At 63.4% G+C, this 14,608-nt stretch carries 15 protein-coding genes; 8 read left to right on the top strand and 7 right to left on the bottom strand.

The genetic code is table 11. The features are described 5' to 3' along the window. Nucleotides 1-17: 17 nt before the first annotated feature. From iolE to iolB, 3 genes are read left to right on the top strand one after another with little or no spacing between them, the layout of a single operon-like run. Nucleotides 18-926, top strand: coding sequence for a myo-inosose-2 dehydratase (gene iolE / locus HNR59_RS15590; RefSeq protein WP_183831942.1), 909 nt, complete (start codon nt 18-20; stop codon nt 924-926). Continuing rightward, a complete protein-coding gene (locus tag HNR59_RS15585) occupies nt 923-1,132 on the top strand; it encodes a hypothetical protein (RefSeq protein ID WP_183831941.1) in 210 nt (69 codons plus the stop codon). The genes iolE and HNR59_RS15585 overlap by 4 nt, the downstream gene beginning before the upstream one ends. Then, nucleotides 1,125-1,925: a 5-deoxy-glucuronate isomerase gene (iolB, locus tag HNR59_RS15580; RefSeq protein ID WP_183831940.1), complete on the top strand. Its 801-nt coding sequence runs from the start codon at nt 1,125-1,127 to the stop codon at nt 1,923-1,925. Before HNR59_RS15585 ends, iolB begins: the two co-directional genes overlap by 8 nt. Before the next feature lie 139 nt (nt 1,926-2,064). Here iolB and HNR59_RS15575 read toward each other — a convergent pair whose 3' ends face one another. The 4 genes from HNR59_RS15575 to HNR59_RS15560 form a co-directional block, all read right to left on the bottom strand. After that, nucleotides 2,065-2,622: a copper chaperone PCu(A)C gene (locus tag HNR59_RS15575; protein ID WP_183831939.1), complete on the bottom strand. Its 558-nt coding sequence runs from the start codon at nt 2,620-2,622 to the stop codon at nt 2,065-2,067. 181 nt (nt 2,623-2,803) lie between these two features. Then, complete coding sequence (locus HNR59_RS15570; protein ID WP_183831979.1) at nt 2,804-3,157, bottom strand: DUF2946 family protein; 354 nt, start codon at nt 3,155-3,157, stop codon at nt 2,804-2,806. 103 nt (nt 3,158-3,260) lie between these two features. Beyond that, nucleotides 3,261-4,448 carry a Gfo/Idh/MocA family protein gene (locus HNR59_RS15565; RefSeq protein ID WP_183831938.1) on the bottom strand — a complete coding sequence of 396 codons (1,188 nt, stop codon included), beginning with the start codon at nt 4,446-4,448 and terminating at the stop codon, nt 3,261-3,263. Between the two features lie 13 nt (nt 4,449-4,461). After that, nucleotides 4,462-5,517 (bottom strand): sugar phosphate isomerase/epimerase family protein, encoded by a 1,056-nt coding sequence (locus tag HNR59_RS15560; RefSeq protein WP_183831937.1) that lies wholly within the window; start codon nt 5,515-5,517, stop codon nt 4,462-4,464. 123 nt (nt 5,518-5,640) lie between these two features. Between HNR59_RS15560 and mgrA the strand changes: the two genes are divergently transcribed. From mgrA to HNR59_RS15545, 3 genes are all read left to right on the top strand, one after another. Next, nucleotides 5,641-6,687, top strand: coding sequence for an L-glyceraldehyde 3-phosphate reductase (mgrA, locus tag HNR59_RS15555; protein ID WP_183831936.1), 1,047 nt, complete (start codon nt 5,641-5,643; stop codon nt 6,685-6,687). 114 nt (nt 6,688-6,801) lie between these two features. After that, nucleotides 6,802-7,206, top strand: a complete 405-nt coding sequence (locus tag HNR59_RS15550) for a Fur family transcriptional regulator (protein ID WP_183831935.1) — start codon at nt 6,802-6,804, stop codon at nt 7,204-7,206. 46 nt (nt 7,207-7,252) lie between these two features. Next, nucleotides 7,253-7,795: a hypothetical protein gene (locus HNR59_RS15545; RefSeq protein WP_183831934.1), complete on the top strand. Its 543-nt coding sequence runs from the start codon at nt 7,253-7,255 to the stop codon at nt 7,793-7,795. Here the strand turns inward: HNR59_RS15545 and HNR59_RS15540 are convergent. Next, nucleotides 7,743-8,813, bottom strand: a complete 1,071-nt coding sequence (locus tag HNR59_RS15540; protein WP_183831933.1) for a D-alanine--D-alanine ligase family protein — start codon at nt 8,811-8,813, stop codon at nt 7,743-7,745. The two genes, HNR59_RS15545 and HNR59_RS15540, sit on opposite strands and share 53 nt — an antisense overlap. 75 nt (nt 8,814-8,888) lie before the next feature. On the opposite strand from HNR59_RS15540, the gene HNR59_RS15535 reads away from it, so the two are divergent. Further along, nucleotides 8,889-9,422 carry a GrpB family protein gene (locus HNR59_RS15535; RefSeq protein WP_183831932.1) on the top strand — a complete coding sequence of 178 codons (534 nt, stop codon included), beginning with the start codon at nt 8,889-8,891 and terminating at the stop codon, nt 9,420-9,422. A gap of 16 nt (nt 9,423-9,438) precedes the next feature. Here the strand turns inward: HNR59_RS15535 and HNR59_RS15530 are convergent, their stop codons facing one another. Beyond that, nucleotides 9,439-9,825, bottom strand: coding sequence for an RDD family protein (locus HNR59_RS15530; protein ID WP_183831931.1), 387 nt, complete (start codon nt 9,823-9,825; stop codon nt 9,439-9,441). Between the two features lie 36 nt (nt 9,826-9,861). Further along, nucleotides 9,862-12,792: a DNA polymerase I gene (gene polA / locus HNR59_RS15525; RefSeq protein WP_183831930.1), complete on the bottom strand. Its 2,931-nt coding sequence runs from the start codon at nt 12,790-12,792 to the stop codon at nt 9,862-9,864. 410 nt (nt 12,793-13,202) lie between these two features. On the opposite strand from polA, the gene HNR59_RS15520 reads away from it, so the two are divergent. Continuing rightward, nucleotides 13,203-14,603, top strand: a complete 1,401-nt coding sequence (locus HNR59_RS15520) for a M20/M25/M40 family metallo-hydrolase (RefSeq protein WP_183831929.1) — start codon at nt 13,203-13,205, stop codon at nt 14,601-14,603. Nucleotides 14,604-14,608: the final 5 nt, after the last annotated feature.

Below are 14,608 nucleotides of genomic sequence, written 5' to 3'. Positions count from 1 at the left end.
TTTTCGGAACCACACGCATGATCCTCTACGGCACCAATCCCATCGCCTGGTCGAATGACGACGACCATTCCATCGGCGCGCATATCTCGCTGGAAACCTGCCTGCAACAGGCCGGCGAGATCGGTTTCGACGGCATCGAAAACGGTCACAAATTCCCGAAGGAGCCGGAGGCGCTGAAGGCGGTTCTGGCCGAGCACGGCCTGCGCTTCGTATCAGGCTGGTATTCGCTGATGCTGCTGGAGCGTTCGGTGGAAGACGAAAAGAAGGCGATCCAGCCATGGCTTGATTTCCTCAAGGCCATGGGCTCGCCGATCTGCATCGCCTGCGAATGCTCCAACACCGTGCACGGCAACGACCATGTCGCGCTCAACGACCGCCCTAGGCTTGATGCCGGGGCGATGCAGCGCTTCGGCGCGGTGGTGGAAGAGGTGGCGCGGTTCTGCGAGGCGCAAGGCATTCTGCTCGCCTATCATCACCACATGGGCACGGTGGTCGAATCCGAGGCTGAGATCGATGCCTTCATGGCCGCGACCGGGCCGTCGACCCGGTTGCTGTTCGACACCGGCCACGCTTTCTTCGGCGGCGGCGATCCGGCGGCTATCATCGCCCGCCATATGGGCCGCGTCGTCCATATCCACGCCAAGAACGTGCGGCCCGATGTGATGCGCACGGTGCGCGAGGAAGGCCTGAGCTTTCTTGAGGGCGTGCGGCGCGGGGTGTTCACAGTGCCGGGCGACGTCGAAGGCGCCGTCGCCTTCGAGCCGGTGCTGGAAGTGGCGGCGCAGGCCGGCTACTCTGGCTGGGTGGTGGTGGAGGCGGAGCAGGACAGCGCAATACGCGACCCCGTCACCTATCAGAGCATGGGGCTGCGGGCGCTGAAAGATATGGCGCGGCGCACCGGACTGGACCAGAGCGGGACCACATGAAGATACTCGATGCCGCCCATCCTTTCTATCGCCCGCTGTGGCGGCGCATCGCCATCGTGGCGCTGGCCTTCGCGTGGGCGGCTTTCGAGCTGTCGAATGACGAGACCGTATGGGCGATGGTGTTCGGCGCCATCGGCCTCTATTGCGGTTGGGCGTTGCTGGTGGCTTACAAGCCGGTGATCGGGGATGGTGAGAAGAATGGCTGATCTGCTGCGCAAACCTTCCGGCACAGGCGGCAAGGTGCATGACATCACCCCCCAATCGGCCGGCTGGTCCTATGTCGGCTTCGGGCTTCATGTCCTGTCGCCGGGGGATCGGGCACAAGAGTTCACAGGCGAGCGCGAGGCTATCCTCGTGCTGGTCGAGGGCAAGGCGCGCATTGAAGTGGACGGGCAGGATTTCGGCCTGCTCGGTGACCGGATGGACGTGTTCGAGCGTAAAAAGCCGCATTGCGTCTATGTGCCGAACGGCGCGAACTGGCAGGCGGTGGCGGAAACGCCCTGCACGCTGGCGGTGTGCACCGCGCCGGGCAAGGGTGGGCATCCGGCCCGCCTGCTCACCGATATCGGCTTCGAGGAACGCGGCAAGGGCACCAACACCCGCTTCATCCATCCCATCGCCATGGAAGGCAGCGACGTGGCCGACAGCCTGCTGGTGACGGAAGTGTTCACGCCCGCCGGCCACTGGTCGTCCTATCCGCCGCACCGGCATGACGAGGACGATTTTCCGAACATGACCTATCTGGAAGAGACGTACTATCACCGTCTCAACCCGAAGAGCGGCTTCGGCATCCAGCGCGTGTTCACCGAGGACAGCGCGCTGGACGAGACCATGGCGGTCGCCGACGGCGATGTTGTGCTGGTGCCGAAAGGTCATCACCCCTGCGGGGCACCCTATGGCGTCGAGATGTACTATCTCAACATCATGGCCGGGCCGCTGCGCAAATGGCGCTTCCGCAACCATCCCGATTTCGACTGGATCGCCAGACGCGACGCCTGAAACCGGAAGGGGGAAGGCGAATGCCTTCCCCCTCCCTTCCGTATTTAGAGCATTTCTGCGAATCGCAGAAACGCTCCAATCTTCTTGCATGGGCCGCATTTATGCGACGCCAGATGTTTCCATCTGGCTGCAAAATGCTCTAGTGGCTGCTGTGCCCGTCTTCGGCACCATGGCTGCCATGATCGCCATGGTGCTCGGGCTCGCCGCCCATGGCATCGACCGCGAATTCCACGTCGACCTTGCCTGCCTTCTCGAAGGTGAGGGTGCCGGCGAACCTTTCGCCCTTTTTCGGCTGCGCCTTCAGGCCCATGAACATCAGGTGATAGGAGCCGGGCTTCAGCTCGACCTTTTCGCCGGGCGCGACTTCCAGACCGTCGGGCAGCTGGCGCATGGTCATCACGCCGTCATTGACGGCCATTTCATGGATTTCGCCCTTTTCCGATATGTCGGAGGAAACGGCGATCAGGCGGTCGGCTTCCTTGCCATGGTTGGTGACGGTCAGGTAACCGCCGGCCACCTTGGCGCCGGCCGGGGTCTCGCGTGACCATGGGTGGCCGATTTCAAGCTCGCCGAGCTTGTATTCATGCGCGGAGGCCGGGGCCATGGGCATTGAAAGCGGCAGCATGACGCCAAGGGCGAGTGCAGCAAGGCCGCGACGGGTGAGGGTGGCGCGTGCGGGAACGTGCGAACGGAACATTGGATCTTCTCCGAAACTGATGCGCAACTGATGGCGCGGAAAATTGCATGATGGGCGGCGACCTCGCGGGCGCCGGTTAGAGCAGTTCCAGAAAAAGTGCGAAGCGGTTTGTGTCAGGAACTGCGTAGAAACAAAGAGGCAGAGCATTGGAGGTGATCTTTTTCACCGGAAATGCTCTGAATCATGCAGTTTGCGGAGGTGCGCGGGGATTGGCCGGCGAGCGCCGGCGCGCAAAGGACAGATGATCCGGCACGCCGGTGCCGAAGCTCAGTGTCTGGAAGCCGAATCCGGTTTCGAGGGACACAGGTGCCGGCGGGCTGGCCAGCAGAGGTGCTGCCAGATTGCAGCCGAGCACGCAGCAATCCGGCATATGGGCAGGCTGCGATCCGTCAGGAAGCTCGCCAATGCCCTCATGGGTGCAGATGACATTGCCGAAGGCGTCGAGTTGCAGGCGCTGTGGACCTGCAGCCATGGCATAGGCGCCGAGCAGGGATTGGAGCGCAAGGAACCATGCTGCGGCGAAGGCCACGGCCATGTTCACTGTTTTGCGTCCTGCTTTCACCTGAGCCCGTCTCCGGCTGATCGATGCCAGACCTACCATAACCTGTCGCACGGGCAAGCAGCCACTTTGTCGCCGCTCAGAGCTTTGTCCACGCCCCATTTTTCTTCGAGGATTTCACGCAGGCTTCGATGAAGGCCATGCCCTCGACGCCGTCATGGACCGTGGGGAAGACGACATCCTTTGATGGCTTGCGCCCATTGCGGGCAGCGCGGATCGCGGCTGCCGCCTCGCGATAGATGTTGGCGAACCCTTCCAGATAGCCTTCCGGGTGGCCGGCGGGAATGCGGGTGAGCCGGTTGGCACTGGCAAGCGCGCCCGCTCCGCCGCGCGTCAGCAGGCGTTTCGGCTCGCCGAAGGGCGTGTGCCACAGATAGTTCGGATCGGCCTGCACCCATTCAAGCCCGCCCTTCGAGCCGTAGATCCTGAGCTTCAGCCCGTTCTCATGCCCCGGCGCGACCTGGCTCGCCCACAGCATGCCCTTGGCGGGCGGGGCGTTGCCTTTCGCCCTGAAGCGCAAAAGCACGTTGAGATTGTCATCCAGCAGGCGGCCGGGAACGAAGGCATCGAGATCGGCAGCGAGGCTGTCCAGCTCCAACCCGCTCACGAAGCGGGCGAGGTTATAGGCATGGGTGCCGATGTCGCCCGTCGCGCCGCCGGCTCCGGCCTGCTTCGGGTCCGAACGCCACGACGCTTGCTTGTTGCCTTCGGCTGACACATCCTCGGTCAGCCAGTCCTGCGGGTACTCGACCTGCACGAGACGTATGTCGCCCAGCGCACCCGTGGCCACCATCTCGCGTGCCTGCCGTACCATCGGATAGGCGGTGTAGTTGTGGGTGAGCACGAACAGTTTTCCGCTTTTCTCCACGAGTGCGGTAAGCTTTTTCGCTTCGGCCAGCGTGGTGGCCAGCGGCTTGTCGCAGATCACATGGATGCCGGCTTCCAGAAAGGCTTTGGCAGCTGGGAAGTGGTGGTTGTTGGGCGTGACGATGGACACTGCCTCGATGCCGTCCGGGCGCTTCGCCTCGGCCTTCGCCATCTCGGCATAGGAGGCATAGCTGCGTTCGGGGTCGAGCCCCAGTTCTTCGGCGGACGCTTTGGCACGTTCGGGGTTGGAGGACAGCGCGCCGGCCACCAGCACGAACTCTCCATCCATGCGCGCGGCGATGCGATGCACCCCGCCGATGAAAGCGCCCTGACCGCCGCCCACCATTCCGTAGCGAATTGGGCCGTAGCGTATCGGACCCTGAACCTTGTCGCTCGCCATGCCGTTCTCCTCCTCAGATGCCCATCATGGCGCGCAGCAGCTTGCGGTCGGTGGTGCTGGCGGCGAAATCGTCGAAAGCCTTGTCGGTCACGCGGATGATGTGGTCGCGGATGAAGGGTGCGCCTTCGGCAGCGCCGTCTTCCGGATGCTTCAGGCAGCATTCCCATTCCAGCACGGCCCAGCGATCATAGCCATATTGGGCCAGTTTCGAGAAGATGCCCGCGAAATCGACCTGCCCGTCGCCCAGCGAGCGGAAGCGGCCGGCGCGGTCGATCCAGCCCTGATAGCCCGAATAGACGCCCTGCCGCCCGTTCGGGTTGAACTCGGCATCCTTGACGTGGAAGGCGCGGATGCGCTCGTGATAGATGTCGATGAAGGCCAGGTAGTCGAGCTGCTGCAACAGGAAGTGCGAGGGGTCGTAGTTGATGGCGCAGCGTTTGTGCCCGCCGACCGCTTCGAGGAACATCTCGAAGGTGGCGCCGTCGAACACGTCCTCGCCCGGATGGATTTCAAAGCCGATGTCGACACCCTGTTCCTCATAGGCATCGAGAATGGGCTTCCAGCGCCGCCCGAGTTCGGCAAAGGCTTCCTCTACCAGGCCGGCGGGGCGCTGCGGCCACGGATAGAGATAGGGAAAGGCCAGCGCGCCGGTGAAGCTCACCGACACGTCGAGCCCGAGATTGCGCGAGGCTTTTGCACCCAGAAGCATCTGCTCCACGGCCCATTCCTGCCGTGCGTTCGGATTGCCGCGCACCTGCTCGGGCGCGAAGGAATCGAATTGCGCGTCATAGGCGGGATGCACGGCCACGAGCTGGCCCTGAATATGGGTGGACAACTCTGTAATCTCGACGCCTGCTTCGGCGCAGATGCCCCTGATCTCGTCGCAATAGTCCTTCGAGGTGGCGGCGCGGCGAAGATCGAACAGACGCGCATCGCCGCTCGGGATCTGGATGCCTTCGTAGCCGAGCCCCGCCGCCCATGCCGCGATGGCTGGAAGCGAGTTGAACGGGGCTTCGTCCCCGGCGAACTGTGCCAGGAAGATCGCGGGGCCCTTCATCGTGGTCGGCATGATTGTCTCCTTGCTCGCGAGGTCGCGCGGAACTGTCTTCACAGACCTTGCCGGCTTTTTCAATCGGTTCATATCGCGAAAGCCGGTCATTCCCTACGGGCGGGTGATGGGTTAAGAGAGGATATGGCTTACATTCCCGCTTCCGACCGCTATGAGACGATGATCTACAATCGCTGCGGGCGCTCCGGCCTGAAGCTGCCGGCGATCTCGCTCGGGCTGTGGCAGAATTTCGGCGATACGACACCCCATGCCACGCGTCAGGCGCTGGTGCGCAGGGCTTTTGATCTCGGCATCACCCATTTCGATCTCGCCAACAATTACGGGCCGCCCAAGGGCGCTGCCGAAACGGCTTTCGGCGAGATTCTGCGCACCGATTTTTCCGGCTATCGCGACGAGCTCATCATCTCGACCAAGGCCGGCTACGACATGTGGCCCGGCCCCTATGGCGAGTGGGGCAGCCGCAAATATGTGCTGGCCAGCCTCGACCAGAGCCTCAAGCGGATGGGGCTCGACTATGTGGACATCTTCTATTCGCACCGCTTCGATCCCGATACGCCGCTTGAGGAAACCTGCGGCGCGCTCGACCATGCTGTGCGGTCGGGCAAGGCGCTCTATGTCGGGATCTCGTCCTATAATTCGCAGCGCACCCGCGAGGCTGCCGACATTCTCAGGCAGATGGGCACGCCCTGCCTGATCCACCAGCCCAGTTATTCGATGCTGAACCGCTGGGTGGAGGATGACGGGCTGCTCGACACGCTGGATGGGCTGGGCATCGGCTCCATCGTGTTCTCGCCTTTGGCGCAGGGCATGCTGACCACCAAATATCTTGCCGGCATTCCGCAGGACAGCCGGGTGAAGAAGGGCGGACCGCTGCGCGAATCCTTTATCAACGAGGAAACGCTGGCCAATATCCGCGCGCTCAACGCCATTGCCGAACGGCGCGGGCAGACGCTGGCGCAGATGGCGCTGGCATGGGTGCTGCGGGGAGGGCGCGTTACGTCGGCGCTGATCGGGGCGAGCCGCGTCGAGCAGATCGATGATTGCGTGGGCGCGCTTGCGAATCCCGATTTTTCGGACGCGGAGCTTGCCGAGATCGACACCTATGCGCGCGATGCCGACATCAATCTGTGGGCGGCTTCAGCCGAGCGCGAGGGGCCTGCGCGCAAGTAAGTCGCGCGATTGCTTCCCCTGCCGGCAGGCGGTAGCCATTAAGCCACATAATTACTACATAGAGGGAGGCGCGTTGCGGAACTGTCCCTGCGCGCGGCCGGATAAGGCAGGGTTATGGCGGTAAGAAGCAGTCTCACAAAGAACCAGTCGTGGGTGCTCGAAAAGCTCGAGGCGGCCGGGGCGCCGCTCAGCGCCTATACGCTGCTCGACCAGTTGCGCGAGAAGGGGTTTCGCGCGCCCCTGCAGGTCTACAGGGCCCTCGATGCCCTGGTGAAGGAAGGGCTCGTCCACCGGCTGGAGAGCCTCAACGCTTTCGTCGCCTGCGCCGAGCCGCATGACCACAGCCATTCCATGACGACATTCGCCATCTGCGATACCTGCGGGCAGGTGGCAGAGCTTTGCGATCACGATGTCAGCCACAGGCTGGAAGACTGGGTGCGATCAACCGGCTTTGCGCCGAAGCATGCCGTCATCGAGTTTCGCGGCATCTGCGAAAGCTGTCGCAACAAGGCGGCCTGAGACGCATGGCGGCTGCCCCGCTCGCCCACGCGCCGTTCGCGGAATAATGGCAGGCGAAAAAGAAAAACAGGCGCGGGAAAGCGGTGCGCGGGTGGCCTATCTGGTCTGCGCGCTGTTTGCTTTCATCGCTGCCCTCTTCGGCAGTATCGCCGTCTATCTGCTCCTGACCACGGAAGGTCCGCAGGACATTGCCGGCATTTTTATCGGCTTCGTCTGGGTGTTCCTGTCGGTCATCGTGGAGATACTGGTGATCGCCCGCGCCGGCCTGTTCAGGCAGAGCGAAGAACCGGCGGAACCCTTGCCGGAAGATGCTTCGGAACGAAGCGTGTTTTACGGTGCCAGCTATGAAGCGAGCGCGTCGGCTGAGGCCGAGGTCCGCGACCCGCGGATGCGGCTCGGCCTCACCGTCTTCATGCTCGGTTCCGCCCTTTGCCTGTTCATCGTCGAGATCATGCTCTACCGCGCAGGGCGCTCGACAATGGTGGGCTTCGCCTTCTCATGCCTGCCGGTGATGTTCATGTGCTATTGGGCAGCGCTCAAATTTCACGAGCCGAGCGCGCCAGAGCGTGGGCCACGAGCCGGTCGATGATCTGCGGATAGCTGACCCCGCTTGCCGCCATCGCCTTGGAATACATGGAAATATCGGTGAAGCCGGGGATGGTGTTGAGCTCGTTGACGAGGATGCGCCTGTCTGCGGTCACGAAGAAGTCGGCGCGCGCCATGCCGTCGCATCCGAGCGCGCGGAAAGCTCTGGCCGCCAGCGCGCGCAATTCGTCTTCGACGCCTTCTGCAAGTTCCGCCGGAACCCGGATCGCGGCGCCGTCGGCGTCGATATATTTGGCATCATAGGTGTAGAAACCGTGGCTTTCGGCCGGTGCGATCTCCCCTGTGCGGGACACGAAAAGGCTGCCGTCCGGCGCTTCGAGCACGCTGCATTCCACCTCGCGGCCGTCGATGAATTCCTCGGCAAGCAGCTTGGTGTCGTGCCGGAAGCCTTCGGTCAGCGCGGCCTGATAATCCGTTTCATCGGAGACCTTGCTGACGCCGACGGAAGACCCCTGCCGTGCCGGCTTGATGAACAGCGGCAGTCCGAGTTTCGCCCTGAGGTCCGCGAAGGAGGGCGCCGCATCGGGCAGGATGGTGACGGAACGCGCGGCGGGCACGCCTGCTTCATTGAACAGCCGTTTGGCGATGTCCTTGTCCAGCGCATTGGCCGAGCCGATGATACCGCAGCCGACCAGCGGCACGCGCGCCACCTCAGCCAGTCCCTGCACCGCGCCGTCCTCGCCATGCAGGCCATGCAGAACCGGGAACAGAAGGTCGATTTTCTCGACCTCATGCGGGGTGCCGTTTTCCGGGATCGCAAGAAGGCGGCCTTTTCCGCCGGGCAGGAGGCTGATTTCCGTGCCGCTGTCTGGCTTTGCCAGCATGCCGTCTGCGTAGCTGCTCAGCAGCCATTGGCCTTCGCGGGTGACGAAAACCGGAACCGCATCATATCTGGCAGGATCGAGCGCCCGCATGACATTGGTGGCAGAGAGTACCGACACGTCATGCTCGGCCGAGCGCCCGCCGAAGAGAACCGCGATGCGCAATTTGCTGGAGGCCATGTCCTGCCTTTCTTGGTGAGGAATCAGCGTATAAAAATGCCGAACTGACTAAGAACAGATGAAAGAGACAGAAAAATGCCGCCACCCATCAAGGTCGACCTGGTCGCTCATGATCCGCAATGGGCAGCACTGGCGCGGGCGGAGGCGGAGCGCATTTCGGCGGCGGCGGGTTCGTGTGTGGTCGCCGTGCATCATATCGGCTCGACTTCTATTCCCGGCATCCACGCCAAACCTGTCCTCGACCTGCTGCCGGTGGTGCGCGATCTGGAGGCGTTCGATGCCTGCCGCCCTGCAATCGAGGCGCTGGGCTATGAATGGTGGGGCGAATACGGGCTGCCGGGGCGGCGTTACTGCACGAAGTCGGACCCGCAAAGCGGCCAGCGGCTGGCGCAGGCGCATTGCTATCTGGAAGGCTCGCCGGAAGTCATACGGCATCTGGCATTCCGCGATTACCTGCACGCGAATGCAGACATCGCCGCCGAATATGATCGCCTGAAGCAGGACTGCCGCGACGCGCATCCTCACGATTCGCACGCCTACTCGGATTGCAAGGATGGCTGGATCAAGCGCATCGAAGCGCAGGCGCTGCAGGAGTGCAGGCCGGCGTGAGGGCCGGCGCTCAAGGCTATCCCCTGCGATCAATGACTTTTGCGCCACCCGACATGCGGTCCCGATAGAGCGGCAGGAACCACAGCGCCAGCGGCCCGAAGACCATGCGGTAGAGCGCTTGTGTGAACTCCAGCTTTCGCCCGCTCGCCTGCACCACTTTCAGCCGCACCAGGAGCTTGCCCGGCGTGGCCATCAGGCGGCTGCTTTCAAAGCCCGGAAAATACCAGAGCAGCACCACGATCATCCACAAAAGGGTTGCGCCCATGAGGAGTGTCGGCGGCTGTCCGGCAGGCGCGTCCATGTATCCGGGAAGAAAGGCGGCTGCCAGAAACAGCGGCGACAGCGCCATCGTCAACATGAGAATGATGTCGATGACGCCGGCGGTGAGCCGCCTGAGCATCATGGCCTTAGCGCCCTTTCCGGCTCGAAGCTTCCATAGTCAATGCGCTTCGTCCCAGTTGTGGGCGGCGCGCGCATCCACCTTGAGCGGAACCGACAGCGCGCGCGCCGGCATCGGCGCGTTTTCCATCACCTCGCAGATCACGGGAATGGTTGCCTCGACCTCGTCGTCGGCCACCTCGAAGATCAGTTCGTCATGGACCTGCAACAGCATGCGGGCCGAAAGCTTCGCGTCTGCCAGCGCCGGCTCGATGCGCACCATGGCGCGGCGGATGATGTCGGCCGCCGTGCCCTGCAGGCGGGCATTGATCGAGGCGCGCTCGTTGAAGGCGCGCACCGAGGGGTTGGGCGAGCGGATTTCCGGATAGTGGATGCGCCGGCCGAACACGGTCTCCACATAGCCGTTCTCGCGCGCATAGGCCTTGGTTTCCTCGATATAATCGCGGATGCCGGGAAAGCGCTCGAAATACTTCTTGATGTAGGCGCTTGCCTCCTCGCGCGGGATGGAAAGCTGGTTGGCGAGACCGAAGGCCGAAATGCCGTAGATGATGCCGAAGTTGATCGCCTTGGCGCGGCGGCGCACTTCCGAGGGCATGCCTTCCACCGGCACGCCGAACATTTCAGACGCGGTGGTGGCGTGAATGTCGGCGCCTTCCGCGAACGCCTGCTTGAGCTGGGCGATGTCGGCCACATGGGCAAGCACGCGCAGCTCGATCTGGCTGTAGTCGGCCGAGACCAGCCTGTAGCCCTTGTCCGCGACGAAGGCTGTCCTGATCTTGCGGCCCTCGGCGGTGCGCACGGGGATGTTCTGCAGGTTCGGGTCGGAGGAGGAGAGTCGTCCCGTCGTGGTCGCGGCGAGCGCGAAGTTGGTGTGAACGCGGCCGGTCTGCGGATTGATATAGCCGGGCAGGGCGTCGGTATAGGTCGATTTCAGCTTGGTGAGCTGGCGCCAGTCCACGATCTTGCGCGGCAGCTCATGGCCTTCCGCCGCGAGATCTTCCAGCAGTTGCGCGGAGGTGGACCACTGGCCGGTCTTGGTCTTCGAGCCGCCTGGCAGGCCCATGCGGCCGAACAATATGTCGCCGAGCTGCTTCGGCGAGCCGATGTTGATGCGCTCGCCGATCAGGCCGTAGATTTCCTCCTCGATAGCCGCCGCACCCTGCGCCAGCTCGCCGGAAAGCCGCGACAATATCTGCCGGTCGACCGAGATGCCGCGCTGCTCCATGCGCGCCAGAACCGGAACCAGCGGGCGTTCCAGCCGCTCATAGACGGACACCAGGCCCTTGGCGGCCAGCCGTGGCTTCAGCACCTGCCACAGGCGCAGCGTCACATCGGCATCCTCGCCGGCGTAGCGGGTGGCCTTGTCGATGGCGACATTCTCGAAGCCGATGAAGCTCTTGCCGGTGCCGGCCACCTCGCCGAACTGGATGGTCTTGTGGCCGAGCCATTTTTCCGCGAGCGAATCCATGCCGTGGCCACGCGCCGCCCCGCCATCAAGCACATAAGAAAGCAGCATGGTGTCGTCATAGGGGGCGATATCGACGCCGTAGCGGCTCATCACGACCAGATCATATTTGAGGTTCTGGGCGATCTTGAGCACCGAGGGCGCTTCCATCAGGGGCTTGAGTGCTGCCAGCGCCTCGCGCACCGGCAGTTGACCTTCCACCGGGCCGCCGCCCAGCAGGTCGCCCGCGCCTTGCCTGTGGCCCAGCGGCACATAGGCCGCGCGGCCCGGCCGCGGGGCCAGGGAAAAGCCGACCAGTTCGGCCTGCATCGGGTCGAGCGAGGTAGTCTCGGTGTCGAAGGCGACGACGCCCGTCTCGAAGGCCTCTGCGATCCAGTCCGTCAGCGTCTGAAGATCGGTGATGGTGTGATAGGCGTCGACGTCGATCTTTTCCGCCGTCGCCGCCTCGGCGCGCCGGTCGGCGAGCCGGGCAGGGGTGTCGCCTTCGTCCGCCGCGGGAGCGGTTTCGGTTCCGGCTTCGTCCGTTGTTGCGGACGCCACTTCATCCATGTCCGGGCCGTGGGCGGTGTCAGCGCGCTCGACCGGCACATCGGCGGCCTCGACCTCGCCGGCTTCCGTGCCGGTTGCCTCGGCCACGCGCCGCGTCAGCGTGGTGAACTCCATCGCCTTCAGGAAGGCGACCAGCTTCGGTCCGTTGGCGGGTTCGAGCGCAAAGTCGTCCGGCACCTCATTCACCGGAACGTCGCGCTTCAGCGTCACCAGTTCGCGAGACAGGCGGGCTTTCCCGGTGTTCTCGATGATGGACTCGCGGCGCTTCGGCTGCTTGATCTCGCCGGCACGGGCAAGCAAGGTGTCGAGGTCGCCATATTGTTCCAGAAGCTGTGCCGCGGTTTTGGGACCGATGCCGGGAATGCCGGGAATGTTGTCGACCGAGTCGCCCGTCAGCGCCTGCAGGTCGATCATCTTTTCCGGCGGCACCCCCCATTTCTCGATGACTTCGGGGATGCCGATCTGATGATCCTTCATCGGATCATACATCGAGACGCTGGGGCTGACGAGCTGCATCAGGTCCTTGTCCGAGGAGATGATGGTGGCGTCGGCGCCCGCTTCCTCGGCCATGCGGCAGTAGGTGGCGATCAGATCGTCGGCCTCGAAACCCTCCATTTCCACGCAGGGCAGGTTGAAGGCGCGGGTTGCGTGGCGGATCAGCCCGAACTGCGGAACGAGATCCTCCGGCGGCGCCGAGCGGTTGGCCTTGTATTCCGGGTAAAGCTCGTTGCGGAAGGTTTTCGAGGAATAGTCGAAAATGACGGCGAAATGCGTCGGCGTTACCCCGACATCGGTGTCGCGCGCGTCGCGCATCAGCTTCCACACCATGTTGCAGAAGCCGAGCACGGCATTGGTCGGCAATCCGTCCGATTTACGGGTCAGTGGCGGCAATGCGTGATAGGCGCGGAAAATGTAGCCCGAGCCGTCGACAAGAAAGAGATGATCGCCTTTTTTCATGCCGCATGGATAGCGTGGCGGGGCGTTGCGGTCCATCGCAAAGGCGGGTTATGCCCCGCCGAGCACGCCATTGCTGACAGAGGATGGCTGCATCACAGGCATGTTACAAAGTTGTAATCTTTGTGCCCTTGAATCGCCATCTTCCGATCCACAAATAGCATGCATCGGCAGTTTTCGCCGAAGTCCGGAAACAAGGCCCGTCCCCCGCCTTACCGGACGAATGCGGCAGCCTATCCCCCTCTCCGGGCTGCCGCACCGTTTGAAGTAAAGCCGCCGTGGTTCCCCCCTCCGCCACGGCGGCGCTTCTTTTTGCTTTCGGCCGCAGATGTCGTGCCGGCGCCCCCAACAACTGCCTTTCCGTTTCGATCCGACAGCTTTAGGCTGCGCGCAGAATCGAAAGGCCTGAAAACATGTCCAAACTCCCCCCCGTTCTTGCCCCGGTCCTTGAGCGACTCGACCAGTCTCTGGACGAGAGCCTTGATCGCCTGTTTGCGTTGCTGCGCATTCGCTCGATCTCGACCGACCCGGAATTCGCCGCCGACTGCCGCAAGGGTGCCGAATGGCTGGTTGAGGATCTCAAAAGCATCGGCTTCGATGCTTCGGTGCGCGACACGCCCGGCCATCCGATGGTCGTTGCCCATCATGAAGGTCCGGAAGGCAGCCCGCATGTGCTGTTCTATGGCCATTATGACGTGCAGCCGGTCGATCCGCTGGAGCTGTGGCATGACGACCCCTTCGCGCCGGCGCTGAAGGAGGTCGAGCCCGGCCGCAAGGTCATCACCGGACGCGGCTCGGCCGACGACAAGGGCCAGCTCATGACCTTCGTGGAAGCCTGCCGCGCCTGGAAGGCGGTGCATGGCGGCCTTCCCTGCCGCATCACGCTTTTGTTCGAGGGCGAGGAAGAAAGCGGTTCGCCGTCGCTGAAGCCGTTCCTTGAAGCCAATGCGGAAGAGCTGAAGGCCGATTTCGCGCTGGTGTGCGATACCGGCATGTGGGACCGTGACACGCCTGCCATCTCCACCGCGCTCCGCGGACTGGTGGGCGAGGAGGTGGTCGTCCATGCCGCCGATCGTGACCTGCATTCAGGCGAGTTCGGTGGGGCCGCGGCCAACCCGATCCGCATCCTGTCGCGGGTTCTTGCCGACATTCATGACGAGAACGGCCGCGTCACCATTCCCGGCTTCTACGATGGTGTCGAGGAAACGCCCTCGCAGGTGCTGAAGTCGTGGGAGACGCTGGGCGAAACCGCCGAAACCTTCCTCGGGCAGGTGGGATTGTCGATTCCGTCGGGCGAAAAGGGCCGCTCGGTTCTCGAACTGGTCTGGGCACGGCCGACGGCGGAGTTCAACGGCATCACCGGCGGTTACACCGGCAAGGGCTTCAAGACGGTGATCGCGTCGCAGGCCTCGGCCAAGGTGTCGTTCCGCCTCGTGCACAAGCAGGACCCGGCAAAAATCCGTGCCGCCTTCCGCAAATTCGTCGAGGAGCGCATTCCCGCCGACTGTTCCGTGGAGTTCCACCAGCATGGCGGCTCGCCGGCAATCCAGCTTTCCTACGACTCGCCGTTCCTCGCCAAGGCCAAGGACGCGCTGTCCGACGAATGGCCGAAGCCTGCGGTGATGATCGCCATGGGTGGATCGATTCCCATCGTTGGTGATTTCCAGACCTATCTCGGCATGGAATCCCTGCTTGTGGGCTTTGGTCTTTCCGACGACCGCATCCATTCGCCCAACGAGAAATACGAGCTGTCCTCCTTCCACAAGGGCCAGCGCTCCTGGGCGCGCATTCTCGCCGCGCTGACGACGAAGTGAGGGTG

Origin of the sequence: Aquamicrobium lusatiense, from assembly GCF_014201615.1 — a bacterium.
GTDB classification, from domain to species: Bacteria; Pseudomonadota; Alphaproteobacteria; order Rhizobiales; family Rhizobiaceae; genus Mesorhizobium; species Mesorhizobium lusatiense.
This window is presented reverse-complemented; position numbering and strand designations above follow the sequence as displayed.

Bases quoted from the DNA above. Each gene is read 5' to 3' on its own strand.
- iolE (WP_183831942.1), top strand. From the start codon at position 18: ATGATCCTCTACGGCACCAATCCCATCGCCTGGTCGAATGACGACGAC.
- HNR59_RS15585 (WP_183831941.1), top strand. From the start codon at position 923: ATGAAGATACTCGATGCCGCCCATCCTTTCTATCGCCCGCTGTGGCGG.
- iolB (WP_183831940.1), top strand. From the start codon at position 1,125: ATGGCTGATCTGCTGCGCAAACCTTCCGGCACAGGCGGCAAGGTGCAT.
- HNR59_RS15575 (WP_183831939.1), bottom strand. From the start codon at position 2,622: ATGTTCCGTTCGCACGTTCCCGCACGCGCCACCCTCACCCGTCGCGGC.
- HNR59_RS15570 (WP_183831979.1), bottom strand. From the start codon at position 3,157: ATGGCCGTGGCCTTCGCCGCAGCATGGTTCCTTGCGCTCCAATCCCTG.
- HNR59_RS15565 (WP_183831938.1), bottom strand. From the start codon at position 4,448: ATGGCGAGCGACAAGGTTCAGGGTCCGATACGCTACGGCCCAATTCGC.
- HNR59_RS15560 (WP_183831937.1), bottom strand. From the start codon at position 5,517: ATGCCGACCACGATGAAGGGCCCCGCGATCTTCCTGGCACAGTTCGCC.
- mgrA (WP_183831936.1), top strand. From the start codon at position 5,641: ATGGCTTACATTCCCGCTTCCGACCGCTATGAGACGATGATCTACAAT.
- HNR59_RS15550 (WP_183831935.1), top strand. From the start codon at position 6,802: ATGGCGGTAAGAAGCAGTCTCACAAAGAACCAGTCGTGGGTGCTCGAA.
- HNR59_RS15545 (WP_183831934.1), top strand. From the start codon at position 7,253: ATGGCAGGCGAAAAAGAAAAACAGGCGCGGGAAAGCGGTGCGCGGGTG.
- HNR59_RS15540 (WP_183831933.1), bottom strand. From the start codon at position 8,813: ATGGCCTCCAGCAAATTGCGCATCGCGGTTCTCTTCGGCGGGCGCTCG.
- HNR59_RS15535 (WP_183831932.1), top strand. From the start codon at position 8,889: ATGCCGCCACCCATCAAGGTCGACCTGGTCGCTCATGATCCGCAATGG.
- HNR59_RS15530 (WP_183831931.1), bottom strand. From the start codon at position 9,825: ATGATGCTCAGGCGGCTCACCGCCGGCGTCATCGACATCATTCTCATG.
- polA (WP_183831930.1), bottom strand. From the start codon at position 12,792: ATGAAAAAAGGCGATCATCTCTTTCTTGTCGACGGCTCGGGCTACATT.
- HNR59_RS15520 (WP_183831929.1), top strand. From the start codon at position 13,203: ATGTCCAAACTCCCCCCCGTTCTTGCCCCGGTCCTTGAGCGACTCGAC.